This is a genomic window from Rathayibacter rubneri (assembly GCF_023743255.1).
GTDB classification, from domain to species: Bacteria; Actinomycetota; Actinomycetes; order Actinomycetales; family Microbacteriaceae; genus Rathayibacter; species Rathayibacter rubneri.
Window position 1 is genome coordinate 1 of record NZ_JAMRYM010000051.1, and the last position, 17,642, is coordinate 17,642.

Consider the following 17,642-nt stretch of genomic DNA (forward strand, 5'->3'; position numbering starts at 1 on the left):
GGCGGTCCTGCGCGCTCGCCTCGTCCGAGGGCCCGGAGGGCGGCGGCCAGTGAGCTGCGTCGGTCATCCCTCCCATGCTGGCACAGGCGTGTCCGAGGCTCCTCTCCCGCGTCCCGCCGAACGTCGGGCGGACTCGGTTAGCCTGGAGGACATCCGCGCGCGCCCAGGGGGGCCGGCGCGGGAGGAACGAGGACGACAGGCTCATGAGCGCGCGCATTCTGGTGGTCGACGACGACGCGGCCCTCGCCGAGATGATCGGCATCGTCCTGCGGGCCGAGGACTACGACGTCTCGTTCTGCGCCGACGGCTCGGGTGCCCTGGAGGCCTTCCGCAGGTCCCGCCCCGATCTCCTCCTGCTCGACCTGATGCTGCCGGGGATGGACGGCATCGAGGTGTGCCGCGCGGTGCGCGCCGAGTCCGGCGTCCCCATCATCATGCTCACGGCGAAGTCCGACACCTCCGACGTCGTGCAGGGCCTCGAGTCCGGCGCCGACGACTACATGGTGAAGCCCTTCGACCCCAAGGAGCTCGTCGCGCGGATCAAGACCCGGCTGCGGCCGGCGCAGGTCGCCGCCAACGCCGTGCTGCAGGTCGGCGATCTCAGCCTCGACGTCGCCGGGCACGAGGTGCGCCGCGGCGACACCCGCATCGGCCTCACCCCGCTCGAGTTCGACCTGCTCCTCGCGCTCGCCTCGAAGCCGCAGCAGGTGTTCACGCGCGAGATGCTGCTCGAGCAGGTCTGGGGCTACCACTACAAGGCCGACACCCGGTTGGTGAACGTCCACGTCCAGCGCTTGCGCGCCAAGGTCGAGAAGGACCCGGACGACCCCCGCATCGTCATGACCGTGCGCGGCGTGGGCTACCGCGCCGGCGCCGTCGTCCCCGGCTGACCGTGTCGTCCGCGCGCCGCTTCCCCACGGCCGGCGTCCGGCGCTGGCCCGGTCGGGTGCTCCGCGTCTGGCGGCGCTCGCTGCAGTTCCGCGCCGTGGCGATCACCGTGCTGCTGAGCGGGATCGCGATCGGATCCACCGGCGCGTACCTCTCGTACAGCATCAGCGACAACCTCTTCCAGTCGCGTCTCACGCAGGTCACCGGCGACACCTCGCGGGCGACCCGCGCGGCGCAGGGCTACCTCGACGCGGCAACCGTCTCCACCCGTCAGGACATGGAGGAGGTGATGAGCTCGGTCCGCACCGCGATCCGCGACGCGTCCTCCTCCGCCCTCATCGCGATCGTCCGCTCTCCCGACCAGGAGGCGTCCTCGCTCGCCCCCCAGGACATCTACAACCGGGAGCTGCAGGACGGCATCATCAGCGACGAGCTCCGCCAGCGCGTGCAGGCGGGGTCCGAGGGGCAGTACTGGCAGTCGGTGACCCTCGACGCCGACGGCGACGAGCAGCCCGGCATCCTCGTCGGCTCGACCCTCGAGCTCCCGAGCTCCGCCGGGCGGTACGAGCTCTACATCGGCTACTCGCTGGCCGACGCCGAGCGCACTCTCCAGTTCGTGCAGCAGGTGCTGAACGTCGCCGGGCTCCTGCTGATCCTGCTCATCGGAGCCGTCAGCTGGGTCGTCGTGCGCATCGTCGTGGCCCCGGTGCGCGTCGCCGCCGAGACCAGCCAGCGCCTGGCCGCGGGGGACGCCGACGTGCGGATCCCGGAGAAGGGCGAGGACGTGATCGCGACGCTCGCCCGCTCCTTCAACGGCATGGCCGACAGCCTGCAGGAGCAGATCAGCGAGCTCGCGACCCTCAGCCGGGTGCAGCAGCGCTTCGTCTCGGACGTCTCGCACGAGCTGCGCACCCCCCTGACCACGATGAAGCTCGCGGGCGACGTCCTCTACGACCAGCGCGAGGGCTTCCCGCCCGTCGCCGAGCGCACGGTCGAGCTGCTGCACGGGCAGATCGCCCGCTTCGAGAGCCTGCTCGCCGATCTGCTCGAGATATCCCGCCACGACGCCGGATCGGCCGAGCTCGAGCTGGAGCCGGTGAACCTGGTCCGCCTCGCCGGCGACGAGATCGACGGGATGCGCGGCATCGCGGAGGCGAACGGATCGGTCCTCACCCTCTCCGCGCCCGGCGGCTACTTCGACGCCGACATGGACGCGCGCCGCATCCGCCGCATCGTCCGCAACCTCCTCGGCAACGCGATCGAGCACGGGGACGGCCGCGAGATCGTGGTCACCGTCGACAGCAACGCGACGGCCGTGGCGCTCGCCGTCCGCGACTACGGGCACGGCATGAGCTCGGAGGAGGTCGTGCGCGTCTTCGACCGGTTCTGGCGCGCCGATCCCTCCCGCAAGCGCACGCTCGGCGGCACCGGACTGGGCATGTCCATCGCCCAGGAGGACACCGCGCTGCACCACGGCTGGCTGCAGGTGTGGTCGATGCCGGACCGCGGTGCGTGCTTCCGCCTCACCATCCCCCGGCGCCGGGGCGAGCGCATCGAGTCCTCGCCGCTCCCGCTGCCTCCCGTCGACGCGGGGGAGCAGGCCTACACGGGCCCGATCGTCATGCCGCCCCTGCCCGAGGCCGTCTCGTGAGCCGGCGCGCCCTGCACGCGCTCGCCGGAGCGGCGGCGGTCCTGCTCGCGCTGGTCGGCTGCGCCGGCATCCCGCGCGACGGCGACGTGGGCGTCGGGCGCGCCGACGCCGCGCCGCAGGACCTGCAGTACGACTTCCTGCCCTCCGGCCCGGTCGAGGGCGCGTCCCAGCGCGAGATCCTCACCGGGTTCATCGACGCCGCGTCCAGTCCGCAGAGCAACTACAAGATCGCGCGCGAGTTCCTGTCGGCCGGAGCCGACTGGACGCCGAGCGAGCACGTCACCGTCGACGAGGGGCAGCGCTCGCCGACGCAGCAGTCCTCCTCGACCCTGACTCTCTCGATCACGCCGGTGGCCGAGATCGACGCGACCGGCGTCTACACCGAGGTCGCCTCCACGACCGCGCTGAGCCTCGACTACGGCTTCGTCCAGGAGGAGGGCGAATGGCGGATCAGCTCGCCGCCGAGCGGTGTCGTGATCGACCGCACCACGTTCGAGCAGGTCTTCTCGACCCACGCGCTCTACTTCTTCGACCCCTCCTACACCTACCTCGTGCCCGACATGCGCTGGTTCGCCTCGCGGGCGGACAGCTCGACCAGCACCACGATCGTCACCGAGCTGCTCCGCGGCCCGACGCCCTGGCTGAGCGATTCGGGCGCGGTCGTCTCCGCCTTCCCGACCGGCACCTCGCTCGCCGCCGAGACCGTGCCGGTCGAGGCGCAGCAGGCGGTCGTCGACCTCAATCCGGCGGCGCTCGAGGCCGACGAGCGCCAGTGGCGGCTCATGCGCCTGCAGCTCAGCCGCAGTCTCGGCTCCGTCTCGAACGTCACCGGGGTGGCGCTGTCGGTCGAGCAGAACCCGATCGAGGTGCCCGCCGAGGTGAGCGGGCTCCCCATCAGTCCCCGGGTCGACACGCGCCCCCTCGTTCTCACCGACGACGCGTTCGGCTTCCTCGGATCGGCGGGCCTCCCCGAGACCGCCGTCTCGGACCGGGTGCGCGCGCTGTCGCCCTCGGCCGTCGCGCTGGGGGAGCAGCGGGGTGCCGACTCCGAGGCCGCCGCGGCGGTGCTCTCCGTCGCCGGGGTCTCGCTCGTCGCGCCCGACCAGCCGGACGTCCTGCTGGACGCCCGTGCGGGGCTGACGGCGCCCGCCATCGACCCGTTCGGCTACGTGTGGTCCGTCCCCTCCGCCGCGCCGAACCAGCTGGTCGCCTACGCCCCCGACGGCGCCGGCTCCTTCCAGGTGGCGACGGCCTGGTCCGAGGTCGAGACCCTCGCCTCGCTGTCGGTGTCCCGCGACGGCAGCAGGATGCTCGCCCTCGTCCAGGACGGGCAGCAGGCCTCCGTGCTCGTCGCGGGCATCACCCGCTCGGCGAACGGCGATCCGGTGGCGGTCGGCGAGCCCGTCGTGCTCTCCTCGACGCTCGGCACGGCGGTCACCGCGGGCTGGACGGACGAGCTGGACGTCGTGTCGGTGGTCCGCGCGTCCACGGGCGAGGACGCCGTCACGCTGCACCAGCTCGGCGGCGGATCGACACCGCTGGGCACCACGACCGGTGCGCGCCAGATCGCCGCGGGCAACGCGACCACGCAGATCCGTATCCTGGCCGAGGGCGGGGAGCTGCGGCAGCAGCGGGGATCCGCCTGGCAGACGATCGCGACCGACGTCCGCCTCCTGGCGACGCAGACCGGCATGGGGTCCTGAGGGCTCCTCCCCAGGACGTGCCGCGACGGAGCGGACCGGGTGGCGCGCGGCGTCCGTCGCCGATGCGGCATCCTCGGCGCATGCTCCGCTCCCGGCTCCTCGACGCGCTGGCCGTCGTGCTCCCCCTCGACTGCCCCGCGTGCGGTGGGGCGACGACGAGAGCCCCCTGCTCCGAGTGCGCCCTCGCGCTCGCCCGGCTGCCGATGCCGCCCCCGCGACTGATCGGCCCCGCGGACCGGCCGCTCGCGGTGCACGCAGGAGTGCCGTTCGAGGGCACCGCGCGCCGTCTCGTCGTCGCGCTGAAGGAGGAGGGGCGCACCGACGCCGCGCGCCCCCTCGCCGTCCGCCTGCGTCCGGCGCTCGCCCTCGCACTGGACGGCCGTCCGGGGCTGCTCGTCGCCCCGCCGGGGTCGCACGGCCGCCGCGTGAAGCGCGGCTACGACCCGGTCGACCTGCTGGTGCGTGCCTGCGGCGGCCGCGCTGCGCATCCGGTCCACCGCGTCCGCCGGTCCGTGGACCAGGTCGGGCTCGACCGGATCGAGCGCAGGGGCAACCTCGACGGCGCGTTCCGGGCGGGGCGCTCCCTCCTCGGCGAGGAGGTGGTCCTCGTCGACGACGTGGTCACCTCCGGCGCGACGCTGCTCGAGATCCGGCGCGCGGTCGAGGCCGCGGGCGGAACGGTACGCGCCGCCGCAGCGCTGGCTGCGACGCCGCTTCGCTCGCGCATCCGATCCGCAGACGACTCCCGGCGACTGCGAGGCGCGGTCGGATGAACTCCCGGTGACACTTCGGTGACCGGGGTCTACGCTCGGGTGCACGGCGTGAACGGTCCGCCCGGAGAAAGGCGGCACGCCGTACTCGACTGGGAGGTTGTCATGGACATCGACATCACAGGACGCAACTTGGGCATCACCGATCGCTTCCGCGCGTACGCGACGGAGAAGTCGGAGAAGGTGGCGCACCTCGCCGATCGGGCGCTCGCGCTCGAGATCAGGGCGAGCCGCCACAGCGAGTCCAAGGGCGCGAGCGGTGGCGACCGCGTCGAGCTGACGCTGATCGGCAAGGGCCCGGTCGTCCGGGCCGAGGCCGACGGCGCGGACAAGTACGCGGCGTTCGACGTGGCCCTCGGCCGACTGCTGGAACGCGTGCGACGAGCCAAGGATCGGAAGAAGGTCCATCGGGGCCAGCATCGCCCCACGTCCCTGCGCGACGCGGCGGCCGCCGACTTCAGCGGAGTCGGCATCCAGCCGGCCGACGCCGCCGTCCTCGAGGCCGTGAGCACCGGGGTGATCCCGGTGCAGACCCCGCCCGCGGAGGCGGTCGACGACGTCGAGGAGGAGCCGTACTGCCCCGTCGTCATCCGCAAGAAGGTCTTCGCCTCCGTCTCGATGAGCGTCGACGACGCCGTCGACTACATGGAGCTCGTCGGGCACGACTTCTACCTCTTCATCGACTCCGACTCGGGACGGCCGAGCGTCGTCTACCGCCGCAAGGGCTGGGACTACGGAGTGATCTCCCTCGGCGACGAGGCGGACGAGCTCGCGCAGCAGGCCGCGGGCTGAGTCGCGCCCTCCTCGGACGGGCCCCGGTGCGCGCAGCACCGGGGCCCGTCCTCGTCCGCGCCCGTGCGTCCGCCGAGGGCGGACGCGTCCTCCGTCCGCGTCCAGCGCTCCGCGACTAGGCTGGTCGCGGTCCGCGCTCTGGCGCCGGGCGACTGTCTTCTACGTTTTGGAGTACCCCGTGGCCTCAGTTCTCGAAAAGGTCCTTCGCGTCGGGGAGGGGCGGATCATCCGCCGCCTCGAGAACTACGCGAAAGCCGTCAACGCCCTCGAAGAGGACTTCACGCACCTCAGCGACGAGGAGCTGAAGAACGAGACCGTCGAGCTGCGCGAGCGCTACTCGAACGGCGAGTCCCTCGACGACCTGCTGCCCGAGGCGTTCGCCGCCGTCCGCGAGGCGTCCCGGCGCACTTTGGGCCTGCGCCACTTCGACGTCCAGCTCATGGGCGGCGCGGGCCTGCACCTCGGCAACATCGCCGAGATGAAGACCGGAGAGGGCAAGACCCTCGTCGCGACCCTCCCGGCGTACCTCAACGCCATCGCGAGCCGCGGCGTCCACATCGTCACGGTCAACGACTTCCTCGCCTCGTACCAGTCGGAGCTGATGGGCCGCGTCTTCCGCGCCCTCGGCATGACGACCGGCGTCATCCTCGCGGGCCAGACCCCCGAGCAGCGCCGCGAGCAGTACGCCGCCGACATCACCTACGGCACGAACAACGAGTTCGGCTTCGACTACCTGCGCGACAACATGGCGTGGCAGGCGCAGGACATGGTCCAGCGCGGCCACTTCTACGCGATCGTCGACGAGGTCGACTCGATCCTGATCGACGAGGCGCGCACGCCGTTGATCATCTCCGGCCCCGCCTCGGGAGAGGCGAACCGCTGGTTCTCCGAGTTCGCGGGGCTCGCCAAGCGCCTCGTCGAGGGCGAGGACTACGAGGTCGACGAGAAGAAGCGCACCGTCGGCGTGCTCGAGCCCGGCATCGAGAAGGTCGAGGACTACCTCGGTATCGACAACCTCTACGAGTCCGCCAACACCCCGCTCATCTCGTTCCTGAACAACTCGATCAAGGCCCGCGCCCTGTTCAAGAAGGACAAGGACTACGTCGTGCTGAACGGCGAGGTCATGATCGTCGACGAGCACACCGGGCGCATCCTCGCCGGTCGCCGCTACAACGAGGGCATCCACCAGGCGATCGAGGCGAAGGAGGGCGTGCAGGTCAAGGCCGAGAACCAGACCCTCGCGACCGTCACGCTGCAGAACTACTTCCGCCTCTACTCCAAGCTCTCGGGCATGACCGGAACCGCCGAGACCGAGGCGTCCGAGTTCATGGCGACGTACAAGCTCGGTGTCGTCCCCATCCCCACGAACCGCAAGATGCAGCGCATCGACAACCCGGACCTCGTCTACAAGAACGAGCAGGTCAAGTTCGCGCAGGTCGTCGAGGACATCGTCGAGCGCCATGCGAAGGGCCAGCCCGTCCTCGTGGGCACCACGAGCGTCGAGAAGAGCGAGTACCTCTCGCGCCTGCTCGCCAAGAAGGGCGTGCGCCACGAGGTCCTGAACGCGAAGAACCACGCGCGGGAGGCGGCCATCGTCGCGCAGGCGGGCCGCCTCGGCGCCGTCACGGTCGCCACGAACATGGCCGGTCGCGGCACCGACGTCATGCTCGGCGGCAACGCCGAGTTCCTCGCCGTCGCCGAGATGACCGCCAAGGGCCTCAGCCCCGTCGACACTCCCGACGAGTACGAGGCGGCCTGGGACGACGTCTTCAAGGGCGTCAAGGCGAAGGTCGCCGAGGAGGCCGAGAAGGTGCAGGCTGCCGGCGGCCTCTACGTCCTCGGCACCGAGCGCCACGAGTCGCGCCGCATCGACAACCAGCTGCGCGGCCGCTCCGGCCGTCAGGGCGACCCGGGGGAGAGCCGCTTCTACCTCTCACTCACCGACGACCTCATGCGCCTGTTCAACTCCGGTGCGGCCGAGGCGCTCATGGGCCGCGGCAACGTGCCGGACGACATCGCCATCGAGTCGAAGGTCGTGTCCCGCGCCATCCGCAGCGCCCAGTCGCAGGTCGAGGCGCGCAACGCCGAGATCCGCAAGAACGTCCTCAAGTACGACGACGTCCTCAACCGCCAGCGCGAGGCCATCTACTCCGACCGCCGCCACATCCTCGAGGGCGACGATCTGCACGAGCGCACCCAGAAGTTCCTCGTCGACGTGATCGACGAGATCCTCGAGGTGCACACCGGCCAGGGCAACGGCGACGACTGGGACTTCGACGCCCTCTGGACCGAGCTGAAGACCCTCTACCCGATCAGCCTCACGATCGACGAGGTCGTGCAGGAGGCGGGCAGCCGCGGGCGCATCAACAAGGAGTTCATGCGCCGCGAGATCCTGTCGGACGCCAAGCTCGCCTACCAGCGCCGCGAGGACCAGCTGGGCTCCCCGGCCATGCGCGAGCTCGAGCGCCGCGTCGTGCTCTCGGTCATCGACCGCCGCTGGCGCGACCACCTCTACGAGATGGACTACCTCAAGGACGGCATCGGCCTGCGGGCCATGGCGCAGCGCGACCCGCTGGTCGAGTACCAGCGCGAGGGCTTCGCCCTGTTCCAGCAGATGATGGGGCAGATCCGCGAGGAGACCGTCGGCTTCCTGTTCAACCTCGAGGTCGAGGTGACGCAGAAGCAGGGCGAGGTCGCCGGAGTCGCGGCGAAGGGGCTCGCCGAACCCGTCGCCCCGGTCGAGAAGCTGAGCTACTCGGCCCCGAGCGACTCGGGCGGAGTCGAGGTGCGCGACCAGCGCGGCAAGGTGCAGCAGGCGGCCACCGCCAAGGCGCGCGCCGCCGAGGCTCGCGCGGCCCTGCCCGAGGGCGAGGCCGCGGACGCGGCGACCACCGGCGCGTTCGGTCAGCAGACCCCGCCGGACGACGACACCCCCGCCAACCGCCAGGAGCGCCGCGCGCAGTCCAAGCGCCGCTGACGCCCGTCCCGCAGGCCCCGTCCCCGCTCCCGCGGCGGGCGGGGCCTGCGGCGTTCTCCGGCGGTCGTCCTCAGAGCACGTTGACGGCGGTCGCACGCCACCGGTTGTCCATGCCCTCGAGGCGGATGGCGACGGCGCGGGTGCGCACTCGGTTGTGCACGAGGATCACCGCCTCGACCACTCCGTCGCGCGGCTCCGACATCACGACCCTCCCGACGGTGAACGGGATGCGGTGCGCCGGGCGGCCCTGGAGGCTCCGGGCGCGCGCGGCCAGGACCACGCGCTTCTGCAGGTGCCGGTAGACGTCGTCGGTCAGCCAGCGCGCGATCTGGTCGATGTCACGGGAGCCCGCGAGGATCTCGACGACCAGCAGGGTCAGCCTCGACAGGATCGGCTCCGGATCGGGGAGCTCGGCCCGCGTCGCCGGCTGCGCGGCGAAGAACACCGCCGTCGGGGTGGACGGGGCGAGGGGCTCCAGGGGGAGGGAGCGGTAGTCGAAGGCGTGCGAGGGGCGGCTCATGCGGAGTGCTCCGGAGGTGGAACGAGCGATCCATGGGTCGGGTCACCTTTCTGCTCGGGCGGTGCGGGTCGCGCTCAGGGTCCGGCGCGAGGGGACGCCCCATCGAAGCAGTCGAGTGATGGTCACCTCCTGCGTCGACGCGCCACTGTGGATAACCAGGCGCGCAACGATGCAGGTGCGGTGACCAGGAGCGCCCCAGGGGCCGGATCGCGACCATCGGCGCCCGACCCTGCGGCTCCGGTCGTCGCCCGCGCTCCCCGGGCTCCGGTCGCCCAGAAGGCCCACGGTCGGCAGCGCAGGGCCTCGGTGGATCCGCTCACCTCCGCGGTCTCCGCTCGCGCCGGAGCGGGAGCCGGAGTCAGGCGGCGGCACCCCGCACGAGCGCCGAGACGAATCCGCCGGCGAAGGAGTCGCCGAGGCCGATCGTGGTGGGCCGGTCGGTCTCGAGGGTCGGTGCGGGCAGGATCCGCGGACGACGCGCCGCGTCGCGGCGGCCGCTCCGGACCGCCCGGTCGCCCGACTCCGAGCGCTTAGGCTGGTCGTCGTGTCGACCCTCAGTGATCTCGTCCTCGCCCACGGCCGCTCCACGGACGCGGACGTCGAATGGCTCCACCTCCTCGTCGGCGACGCCCAGCTGCTCGCCGACCTCGCCTTCGCCGACATCGTGCTGTGGGTGCCCACCGCGGACGACAGCTTCGTCGCGGTCGCGCACGCGCGCCCCTCCAGCGCGGCGACGCTCTTCTACCGCGACTTCGTCGGTCAGCGGATCAAGTCGGAGTGGCGCGCGCAGGTGGTCGAGGCGTTCGAGACCGCTCGCATCGTCGACACCTCCGCTCCCGACTGGTTCGAGGAGACCCCGACCCGCGTGCGGGCCGTGCCGGTCATCCGCCGTCTGGGCGCGTCGAACCCCGAGACCACCGACCGGCCGATCGCCGTCGTCACCCGCCACACGAACCTCAGCGAGACGCGCACCCCCAGCCGCCAGGAGCTGACCTTCAACGACTGCGCGAACGACCTGTTCTCGATGATCGCGTCGGGCGACTTCCCCGACCTCGGTGCCCCGACCGGCCCCCGCCGAGGCGCGCCGCGCGCCTCCGACGGCCTGATCCGCCTCGACGTCGACGGCATCACGACGTTCGCCAGCCCCAACGCCCTCTCGGCGTTCAACCGCATCGGCTTCGCCGACGAGCTCGAGGGCGAGTCCCTCGCCGAGGTGACGACCGGCCTCATCCAGGGGAAGCTCGTCATCGACGAGTCCCTGCCCCTCGTCGTCACCGGGCGCGCGCCGTGGCGCACCGACATCGAGGCCCGCGGAGTGACGGTGTCGCTGCGCGCCATCCCCATCCGCGATCGCGGCGAGCGGGTCGGCGCCGTCGTCCTCTGCCGCGACGTCACCGAGCTGCGCCACCAGGAGCGCGAGCTCATCACCAAGGACGCGACGATCCGCGAGATCCACCACCGGGTCAAGAACAACCTGCAGACCGTCGCCTCCCTGCTGCGGATCCAGGCGCGCCGCACCCACTCCGATCTCGCGCGCGAGGCGCTCACCCAGGCCATGCGCCGCGTCGCCGCCATCGCGGTCGTGCACGACACCCTGTCGGAGGGCCTCAACCAGGACGTCGACTTCGATGCGGTGTTCGACCGCGTCCTGATGCTCATCGCCGAAGTGGCGTCGACGCACAACACGACCGTGCACCCCAAGCTCAGCGGGAGCTTCGGCAACCTGCCGAGCGAGTACGCGACTCCGCTCGCCCTGGCGCTGACCGAGCTCGTCACGAACGCGGTCGAGCACGGCCTCGCCGGCCGCGAGGGCGACGTCGAGATCGTGGCGACGCGCAACGACGACGTGCTCACGGTCAAGGTCCGCGACACGGGGGTGGGCCTGCCCGAGGGGAAGGTGGGCTCGGGCCTCGGCACGCAGATCGTGCGCACCCTCATCCAGGGCGAGCTCGGCGGCACGATCGACTGGCACACGCTGGTCGGTCGCGGCACCGAGGTCACGATCGAGGTGCCGCTGCGCTGGCTGGCCCGCTCGCGCGACTGACGCGTCGGCGCGGGGGACGCGACTGACGCGTCGGCGCCGGGGAACAGAGCGACCCCCGTCGCCAGGGGCGAGCGGGGGTCGGGAGCTGCGGGCCGCCGAGCGGCCGGGGCGCCTAGGAGGCGCGGCGGGCGCGGGCGGCGCGGCGCTTGAGGGCGCGGCGCTCGTCCTCGCTGAGGCCGCCCCACACGCCCGAGTCCTGTCCGGTCTCGAGGGCGTACTGGAGGCAGACCTCGGTGACGGTGCACCGGGCGCACACCGACTTCGCCTTCTCGATCTGGTCGACCGCGGGTCCGGTGTTCCCGACGGGGAAGAAAAGCTCGGGGTCAGCGGTGAGGCAAGCGGCCTTGTCGCGCCAGTCCATGCAGGTGCTCCTTGTGTGAAGGCGTGCGTGGAGGAACCACGCAGTGTTCGGGTGAGATGATCGAGTCACGCCGATGGTCGACCTCGGAGGCGGACGGCACGAGCGCACTCACCGGCGCACGCCACGAGGCCTCACGCGGCTGCGCAAGGCGGTTCGGGGTGGTGGACGGGGTGGCGCTCGATTCATCCGGACGAGCTCACCCGTGTCGCGATCGGGCCTCGCGGCTCGACAGGATCGGGTTGTTCACATCTGCGGAAACCCACGACCCTGTGAGCGGTGAAACGAACTCAAGTAGCCTCTCATGGTGGCTCACCCGAATCAAGAGTCCTGGATGGGATGTGGCTGTGATCACTGACGGAAACGGCACTCCGACCGGCTCGAAGAGCGCGGGGCGCCCTCTCGGCCTCCTGGTGCTCATCGCGATCCTCGGCCTCGAGACGCTCGCGGTCGCCCTGCTCTCGGGCTGGCTCCTGCTCGAGCTGCTCACCACCCGCCCGGACACGCCGGGCGGCGGCATCGCCATCGTGGTCCTCGGTCTGATCGCCCTGGGCTGGGCCGCGGCGACCACCCTCGGCGCGATCCGTCGGCGCAGCTGGATGCGCGGCTCCGCCCTGACGATGCAGCTCGTGCAGATGGCCGTCGCGCTCGGCGCCTTCCAGGGCCAGTACGCCGCACCCGACATCGGCTGGGCGCTGCTGGCCCCGGCCCTCGCCGCCACCGCGACGATCTTCCTGCCGAGCGTCGTGGCCGCGACCCGCCGGGATCCCGCCTAGCGCCCGACGCCCGGCGGTGTCAGGCTGAGGAGTCCCGTCCTCGACACGAAGGCTCCTCCATGCAGCACACCCGACTCGGCTCCAGCGGTCTCCAGGTCTCCTCCGTCATCCTCGGCTGCATGAGCTACGGCGTCTCGGACAGGGGTGCGCACGCCTGGAGCATGGGCGAGGAGGAGTCGCGGCCCTTCCTGCGCCGCGCGCTCGAGCTCGGCATCACGACCTTCGACACGGCGGACATCTACTCCGACGGCACGAGCGAGGAGATCGTCGGGCGCGCGCTCGCCGACTTCGCGGTCCGCGAGGAGGTCGTCATCGCCACGAAGGTCCACGGCCGGATGCGCCCGGGACCCAACGGCGGCGGACTCTCGCGTCGGCACATCCTGAGCGCGATCGACGACAGCCTGCGCCGGCTCGGCACCGACTACGTCGACCTCTACCAGATCCACCGCTGGGACCCGGAGACGCCCATCGAGGAGACGATGGAGACGCTCCACGACATCGTGCGCTCGGGCAAGGCGCGCTACATCGGCGCCTCGAGCATGTGGGCGTGGCAGTTCGCGAAGGCGCAGTACACGGCCGACCTCGGCGGCTGGACGCGCTTCGTCTCGATGCAGGACCAGTACAACCTGATCCAGCGCGAGGATGAGCGCGAGCTGCACCCCTTCTGCGTCGACCAGGGCGTCGGCGTGATCCCGTGGTCGCCGCTCGCCCGCGGTCGTCTGACCCGCGACTGGGACGAGACGACCGGGCGCACCGAGACGGACCTGTACGGCAAGACGCTGTACCACCAGCAGGAGGAGGCGGACCGCGCGACGGCCGCCACCGTCGCCCGGATCGCCGAGGAGCGCGGCGTGCCCCGCGCGCAGGTCGCCCTCGCCTGGGTGCGGCAGCAGGAGGCCGTCACGGCGCCGATCGTCGGAGCGACGAAGATGCACCACCTCGAGGACGCGGTGGCCTCTGTCGAGCTCGAGCTGACCGCCGACGAGCTGACGGCGCTCGGCGCCGACTACGCCCCGCGCTTCAACGAGGGCTTCTGACGGCCGACCGGCCGAGGATCAGACGAGCTTGAGCTTCTTGCGCAGCGCCTGCACGTGGCCCGTGGCGCGCACGTTGTACTGCGCGAACTCGAGCTCGCCCTCGGGGCCCACCACGAAGGTCGAGCGCAGCACGCCGACGACGGTCTTGCCGTAGGAGTTCTTCTCGCCCCACACGCCGTAGGCGCGGTGGACCGCCATGTCGGGATCGCTCAGCAGCGGGTAGTCCAGGTGCTGCTCGTCCGCCCAGCGGCGCAGCGCCTCCGGGGTGTCCCGCGAGATCCCGAGGACCTCGTAGCCGTGCGAGCGGAGCGACGACACGCTGTCGCGGAAGTCGCACGCCTCGGTGGTGCAGCCGGGGGTGTCGGCCTGCGGGTAGAAGAACAGGATCACGCGCTTCCCCCGGAGGTCCGCCAGGGCGACGGGCTTCCCGTCCTGGTCGGGGAGGGTGATGTCCGGAGCGGCGTCGCCGACGGCGAGCCTCTCGTCGGCGGGGATCGGGGGGAGGGTCGTACCGGTCATCGTCTGCTTCCGTCGGAGGGGGCGAAGGTGGTCAGGAGCCGCTGCAGCGAGTCGAGGCGCTCGGGACCGCTCGCGCCGAGCAGGCCCTTCTCGACGGCCTCGACGATCGCGCAGTCGGGGGAGTCCGGGAGGTGCGTGCAGCCGCGGGGGCAGTCCTCGGCCAGCACGGCCAGGGTGGTGAAGGCCCCGAGGATGTTGTCGGTGTTCACGTGGCCGAGCCCGAACGAGCGGACGCCGGGGGTGTCGATGACCCAGCCGTGCCGATCGCCGCGCTCGACGCGGAGCGAGACGGTGGAGGAGGAGGTGTGGCGGCCGCGTCCGGTGACCGTGTTCACGTGGCCGGTGGCGCGGTGCGCGTCCGGCACCAGCTTGTTCACGAGCGTGGACTTGCCGACGCCCGAGTGGCCCACGACGACCGTCTCGTGGCCGAGCAGCGCCTCGGCGATCTCGTCGACCGGGGGCTCGTCCTGGCTCGAGAGGAACACGCGCAGGTCCAGGCCCTCGAAGTTCTTGAGGAACGGGGCGGGGTCGGCCAGGTCGGTCTTGGTGATGCAGAGCATCGGCGTGATGCCGGCGTCGAACGCGGCGACGAGGTAGCGGTCGACCAGCCTGGTGCGCGGCTCCGGGTCGGCGGCGGCGACGACGCAGAGCATCTGGTCGGCGTTCGCGACGATGACGCGCTCGATCGCGTCGGTGTCGTCGGCGCTGCGGCGCAGCAGCGTCGATCGATCGCGGATCCGCACGATCCGCGCGAGGGTGCCCTCGTCGCCCGTGGTGTCGCCGACCACGTCCACCCGGTCGCCCGCGACGATCGCCTGGCGGCGGAGCTCCCGGGCCCTGGCCGCGGTGAACTCGTGCTCCTCCGGCGTGCCGTCGCCGATCATCACCGTGTAGCGGCCCCGGTCGACGCCGAGGACCATCGCGATCTCGGCGTCCTCGTAGCTGGGCCGGTTCTTGGTCCGCGGCTTCGTGCCCTTGGGGTTGGGCCGGACTCGCGCATCCGATTCGTCGTAGCCGTCGAAGTCGTCGAGCACGCCGTCGGCGTCCAGGCCGCTGTCGGTCCACCAGGACACGGCTAGACCGATCCCGCCAGTGCGCGCCACAGCTCGGGGAACTGCGGGAGGGTCTTGGACGTCGTCGCGATGTCCTCGATCGCCACCCCGGGCACGACCAGGCCGATGATCGCCCCGGCGTGCGCCATGCGGTGATCGGAGTAGGTGCGCCAGCGCCCGCCGTGGAGCACGGCGGGCTCGATCCGCAGTCCGTCCTCGAGCTCGGTGACGGAGCCGCCGAGGCCGGTGATCTCGGCCGCGAGGGCGGCGAGGCGGTCGGTCTCGTGGTGCCGGATGTGGCCGATGCCGGTGAGCGTGCTCGGAGTCGAGGCGAGTGCGGCCAGGGCGGCCAGGGCGGGAGCGAGCTCGCCCCCCTCCGACAGGTCGAGGTCGACCCCGAGGATCTCGTCGCCGCCGGTGACGACGAGGTCGCCGCCGTCGCGCTCGACGGTCGCGCCGAAGAGGGGGAGGAAGCGCTCGAGATGGGCGCCGACCTGCGTCGTGGTCGCGGGCCAGTTGCGCAGGCGGACCCGGCCGCCCGTCACGAGAGCCGCGGCGAGGAAGGGCGCCGCGTTCGAGAGGTCGGGCTCGAGCAGCACGTCGGCCCCCGAGATCTCCTGGGGCTCGACCGTCCACTCGCCCGGAGCCGGCGTGCCGACGACGACCCCGCGTGCCGCGAGGGACGCGATCGTCATGTCGATGTGCGGCTGGCTGGGGAGGCGGTCGCCGACGTGACGCAGGCGCAGGCCCTCGTCGAAGCGGGCGCCCGCGAGCAGCAGTGCCGAGACGAACTGGCTCGAGCGGGAGGCGTCGACCGTCACGTCGCCGCCGCGCACGGAACCGGAGCCGTGCACCGTGAAGGGGAGGGAGCCGCGGCCGTCGTCGGCCACATCGACGCCGAGGGAGCGGAGCGACGCGATCGTCGCGCCCATCGGGCGCTTGTAGGCGTAGGCGTCGCCGTCGAAGGTGGTCGGGCCGAGCGCCAGTCCCGCCAGTGGCGGGACGAAGCGCATGACGGTGCCCGCGAGCCCGCAGTCGATCGTCGTGGAGCCCAGCAGCTCCTCGGCGGGCTCGACGACGAGGTCGGCGCCGAACGCGCCGGTCGCACCCGACTCGCCCACTCCGGTGCCGAGCGAGCGGAGCGCCTCGATCATCAGCGCGCTGTCGCGGGAGTGCAGCGGTGCGCGGAGCGTCGACGGAGCCGAGGCGAGCGCCGAGAGCACGAGCTCGCGGTTCGTCAGCGATTTGGAGCCGGGCAGCTCGACGACCGCGTCGAGCGCACCGAGGGCGGTGGGCGCCGACCAGTCGTCCTCTCCGGGGAGCGCGCGGGCGTCGCCGTACGGATCGAACTCGGGAGCGGAATAACGCGAGAAGACCATCGGTTATCAGGATAGTCGGCAGCGGAGGAACGGAGGCGGAGCATGGCGTCAGCATCAGCGGAAGCGGTCCTCGAGCGTCCCGCGCGGCTCCGGAGCGCAGCGGCAACCCCGGTGCTCGCGGGCCCCCGCGGCTTAGGATCGCTTGTGATGACACGCGACGACACCACACGCCCCCGCACCGCCGCCGAGGCGCCGGCGCCCGACGAGGCGGAGCAGACGATCGAGGAGACCGTCGAGGAGTCCCTCGACGACGCCGCGACCGTCGAGCCCGACGCCCCCGTCGACCTCCGCGCACTCTTCGAGCAGCAGGCGCTCCCCTTCATCGACCAGCTCTACGCGGCCGGTCTGCGGATGACGAAGAACCCCTCCGACGCCCAGGACCTCGTCCAGGAGACGTTCGCCAAGGCCTTCGGAGCGTTCCGCCAGTTCGAGCAGGGCACGAACCTCAAGGCGTGGCTCTACCGGATCCTCACGAACACCTTCATCAACTCGTACCGCAAGAAGCAGCGCGAGCCGTACCAGAGCGCGATCGACGAGCTCGAGGACTGGCAGCTGGGCGGTGCCGAGTCGACGACCGCCACCTCCAGCCGCTCGGCCGAGGCCGAGGCGATCGACCACCTCCCCGACACCGCCGTCAAGGAGGCCCTGCAGGCGATCCCGGAGGACTTCCGGCTCGCCGTGTATTTCGCCGATGTCGAGGGATTCTCCTACCAGGAGATCGCGGACATCATGAAGACCCCCGTCGGGACCGTCATGAGCCGGCTGCACCGCGGCCGCCGCATGCTGCGCGAACGACTCACCGACTACGCACGCGAGCGCGGGTTCCGCGCCGCTTTCACTTCCGGGAGCACGAAATGACCGACTGCGGTTGCACCAAGGCGAAGGCAGAACTCGAGGAGTACCTGCACAACGAGCTGTGCAAGGAGGACGCCGCCGACATCCGCGAGCACATGGCGAACTGCCCCGACTGCTCCGGTGAGGCGAAGGTCGGCGTCGTGCTGACCGTCGCGGTCCAGCGCGCGTGCAAGGAGACGGCGCCGGAGGACCTCCGCGCCCAGGTGCTCGGCATGCTGCGCGACGCGCAGGCGACGCACTCGACGGCGTCCGTCAGCGCGTAGCCCGCACCCTCCCGTTCGGCGCGCCCCCGGGTCACCCAGGCGACTCCGCCGGGACCGC

Annotated in this window: 17 protein-coding genes; 11 read left to right on the plus strand and 6 right to left on the minus strand. The window is 71.8% G+C overall.

Going from position 1 to position 17,642, the window contains the following annotated elements; translation table 11 throughout:
• The first annotated feature begins 203 nt into the window (after positions 1–203).
• The 6 genes from mtrA to secA all read left to right on the plus strand — a co-directional run bounded on the left by mtrA (position 204) and on the right by secA (position 8,781).
• Positions 204–890 (plus strand): MtrAB system response regulator MtrA, encoded by a 687-nt coding sequence (gene mtrA, locus NB037_RS11990; protein WP_251946061.1) that lies wholly within the window; start codon positions 204–206, stop codon positions 888–890.
• 2 nt (positions 891–892) lie between these two features.
• Positions 893–2,539, plus strand: coding sequence for an MtrAB system histidine kinase MtrB (mtrB, locus tag NB037_RS11995; RefSeq protein ID WP_251946062.1), 1,647 nt, complete (start codon positions 893–895; stop codon positions 2,537–2,539).
• Positions 2,536–4,242 carry an LpqB family beta-propeller domain-containing protein gene (locus NB037_RS12000; protein ID WP_251946064.1) on the plus strand — a complete coding sequence of 569 codons (1,707 nt, stop codon included), beginning with the start codon at positions 2,536–2,538 and terminating at the stop codon, positions 4,240–4,242. Before mtrB ends, NB037_RS12000 begins: the two co-directional genes overlap by 4 nt.
• Positions 4,243–4,322: 80 nt before the next feature.
• On the plus strand, positions 4,323–5,015 hold the full coding sequence (locus tag NB037_RS12005; RefSeq protein ID WP_251946066.1) for a ComF family protein: 693 nt from the start codon (positions 4,323–4,325) through the stop codon (positions 5,013–5,015).
• A gap of 102 nt (positions 5,016–5,117) precedes the next feature.
• Positions 5,118–5,804: a ribosome hibernation-promoting factor, HPF/YfiA family gene (gene hpf / locus NB037_RS12010; RefSeq protein ID WP_207406456.1), complete on the plus strand. Its 687-nt coding sequence runs from the start codon at positions 5,118–5,120 to the stop codon at positions 5,802–5,804.
• Between the two features lie 178 nt (positions 5,805–5,982).
• The gene (secA, locus tag NB037_RS12015; RefSeq protein ID WP_251946068.1) at positions 5,983–8,781 is read left to right on the plus strand and encodes a preprotein translocase subunit SecA; all 2,799 of its coding nucleotides are present in this window, start codon (positions 5,983–5,985) and stop codon (positions 8,779–8,781) included.
• Between the two features lie 70 nt (positions 8,782–8,851).
• Here secA and NB037_RS12020 read toward each other — a convergent pair whose 3' ends face one another.
• Positions 8,852–9,301, minus strand: coding sequence for an Rv3235 family protein (locus NB037_RS12020; protein WP_251946070.1), 450 nt, complete (start codon positions 9,299–9,301; stop codon positions 8,852–8,854).
• 358 nt (positions 9,302–9,659) lie between these two features.
• Positions 9,660–9,878 (minus strand): hypothetical protein, encoded by a 219-nt coding sequence (locus tag NB037_RS12025; protein ID WP_251946072.1) that lies wholly within the window; start codon positions 9,876–9,878, stop codon positions 9,660–9,662.
• On the opposite strand from NB037_RS12025, the gene NB037_RS12030 reads away from it, so the two are divergent.
• Positions 9,846–11,345 (plus strand): sensor histidine kinase, encoded by a 1,500-nt coding sequence (locus tag NB037_RS12030; protein WP_207406450.1) that lies wholly within the window; start codon positions 9,846–9,848, stop codon positions 11,343–11,345. The genes NB037_RS12025 and NB037_RS12030 overlap by 33 nt on opposite strands.
• A gap of 112 nt (positions 11,346–11,457) precedes the next feature.
• On the opposite strand, the gene NB037_RS12035 is transcribed toward NB037_RS12030, so the two are convergent.
• Positions 11,458–11,706: a WhiB family transcriptional regulator gene (locus NB037_RS12035; protein WP_055788231.1), complete on the minus strand. Its 249-nt coding sequence runs from the start codon at positions 11,704–11,706 to the stop codon at positions 11,458–11,460.
• Positions 11,707–12,050: 344 nt separating this feature from the next.
• On the opposite strand from NB037_RS12035, the gene NB037_RS12040 reads away from it, so the two are divergent.
• Both NB037_RS12040 and NB037_RS12045 read left to right on the plus strand, forming a co-directional pair.
• The gene (locus NB037_RS12040; RefSeq protein ID WP_251946074.1) at positions 12,051–12,479 is read left to right on the plus strand and encodes a hypothetical protein; all 429 of its coding nucleotides are present in this window, start codon (positions 12,051–12,053) and stop codon (positions 12,477–12,479) included.
• Between the two features lie 59 nt (positions 12,480–12,538).
• On the plus strand, positions 12,539–13,516 hold the full coding sequence (locus NB037_RS12045) for an aldo/keto reductase (RefSeq protein ID WP_251946077.1): 978 nt from the start codon (positions 12,539–12,541) through the stop codon (positions 13,514–13,516).
• Positions 13,517–13,534: 18 nt separating this feature from the next.
• Here the strand turns inward: NB037_RS12045 and bcp are convergent, their stop codons facing one another.
• The 3 genes from bcp to aroA are packed head-to-tail and all read right to left on the minus strand — an operon-like array spanning position 13,535 to position 16,466.
• Positions 13,535–14,035, minus strand: coding sequence for a thioredoxin-dependent thiol peroxidase (gene bcp, locus NB037_RS12050; protein WP_251946079.1), 501 nt, complete (start codon positions 14,033–14,035; stop codon positions 13,535–13,537).
• The gene (gene rsgA, locus NB037_RS12055; RefSeq protein ID WP_251946081.1) at positions 14,032–15,108 is read right to left on the minus strand and encodes a ribosome small subunit-dependent GTPase A; all 1,077 of its coding nucleotides are present in this window, start codon (positions 15,106–15,108) and stop codon (positions 14,032–14,034) included. Before rsgA ends, bcp begins: the two co-directional genes overlap by 4 nt.
• A gap of 2 nt (positions 15,109–15,110) precedes the next feature.
• Positions 15,111–16,466 (minus strand): 3-phosphoshikimate 1-carboxyvinyltransferase, encoded by a 1,356-nt coding sequence (gene aroA / locus NB037_RS12060; protein WP_251946083.1) that lies wholly within the window; start codon positions 16,464–16,466, stop codon positions 15,111–15,113.
• A gap of 147 nt (positions 16,467–16,613) precedes the next feature.
• Between aroA and NB037_RS12065 the strand changes: the two genes are divergently transcribed.
• Together NB037_RS12065 and NB037_RS12070 are read left to right on the plus strand one after the other, a co-directional pair.
• The gene (locus NB037_RS12065) at positions 16,614–17,324 is read left to right on the plus strand and encodes a sigma-70 family RNA polymerase sigma factor (RefSeq protein ID WP_207406441.1); all 711 of its coding nucleotides are present in this window, start codon (positions 16,614–16,616) and stop codon (positions 17,322–17,324) included.
• Positions 17,321–17,584 carry a zf-HC2 domain-containing protein gene (locus tag NB037_RS12070; protein WP_207406439.1) on the plus strand — a complete coding sequence of 88 codons (264 nt, stop codon included), beginning with the start codon at positions 17,321–17,323 and terminating at the stop codon, positions 17,582–17,584. Before NB037_RS12065 ends, NB037_RS12070 begins: the two co-directional genes overlap by 4 nt.
• Positions 17,585–17,642: the final 58 nt, after the last annotated feature.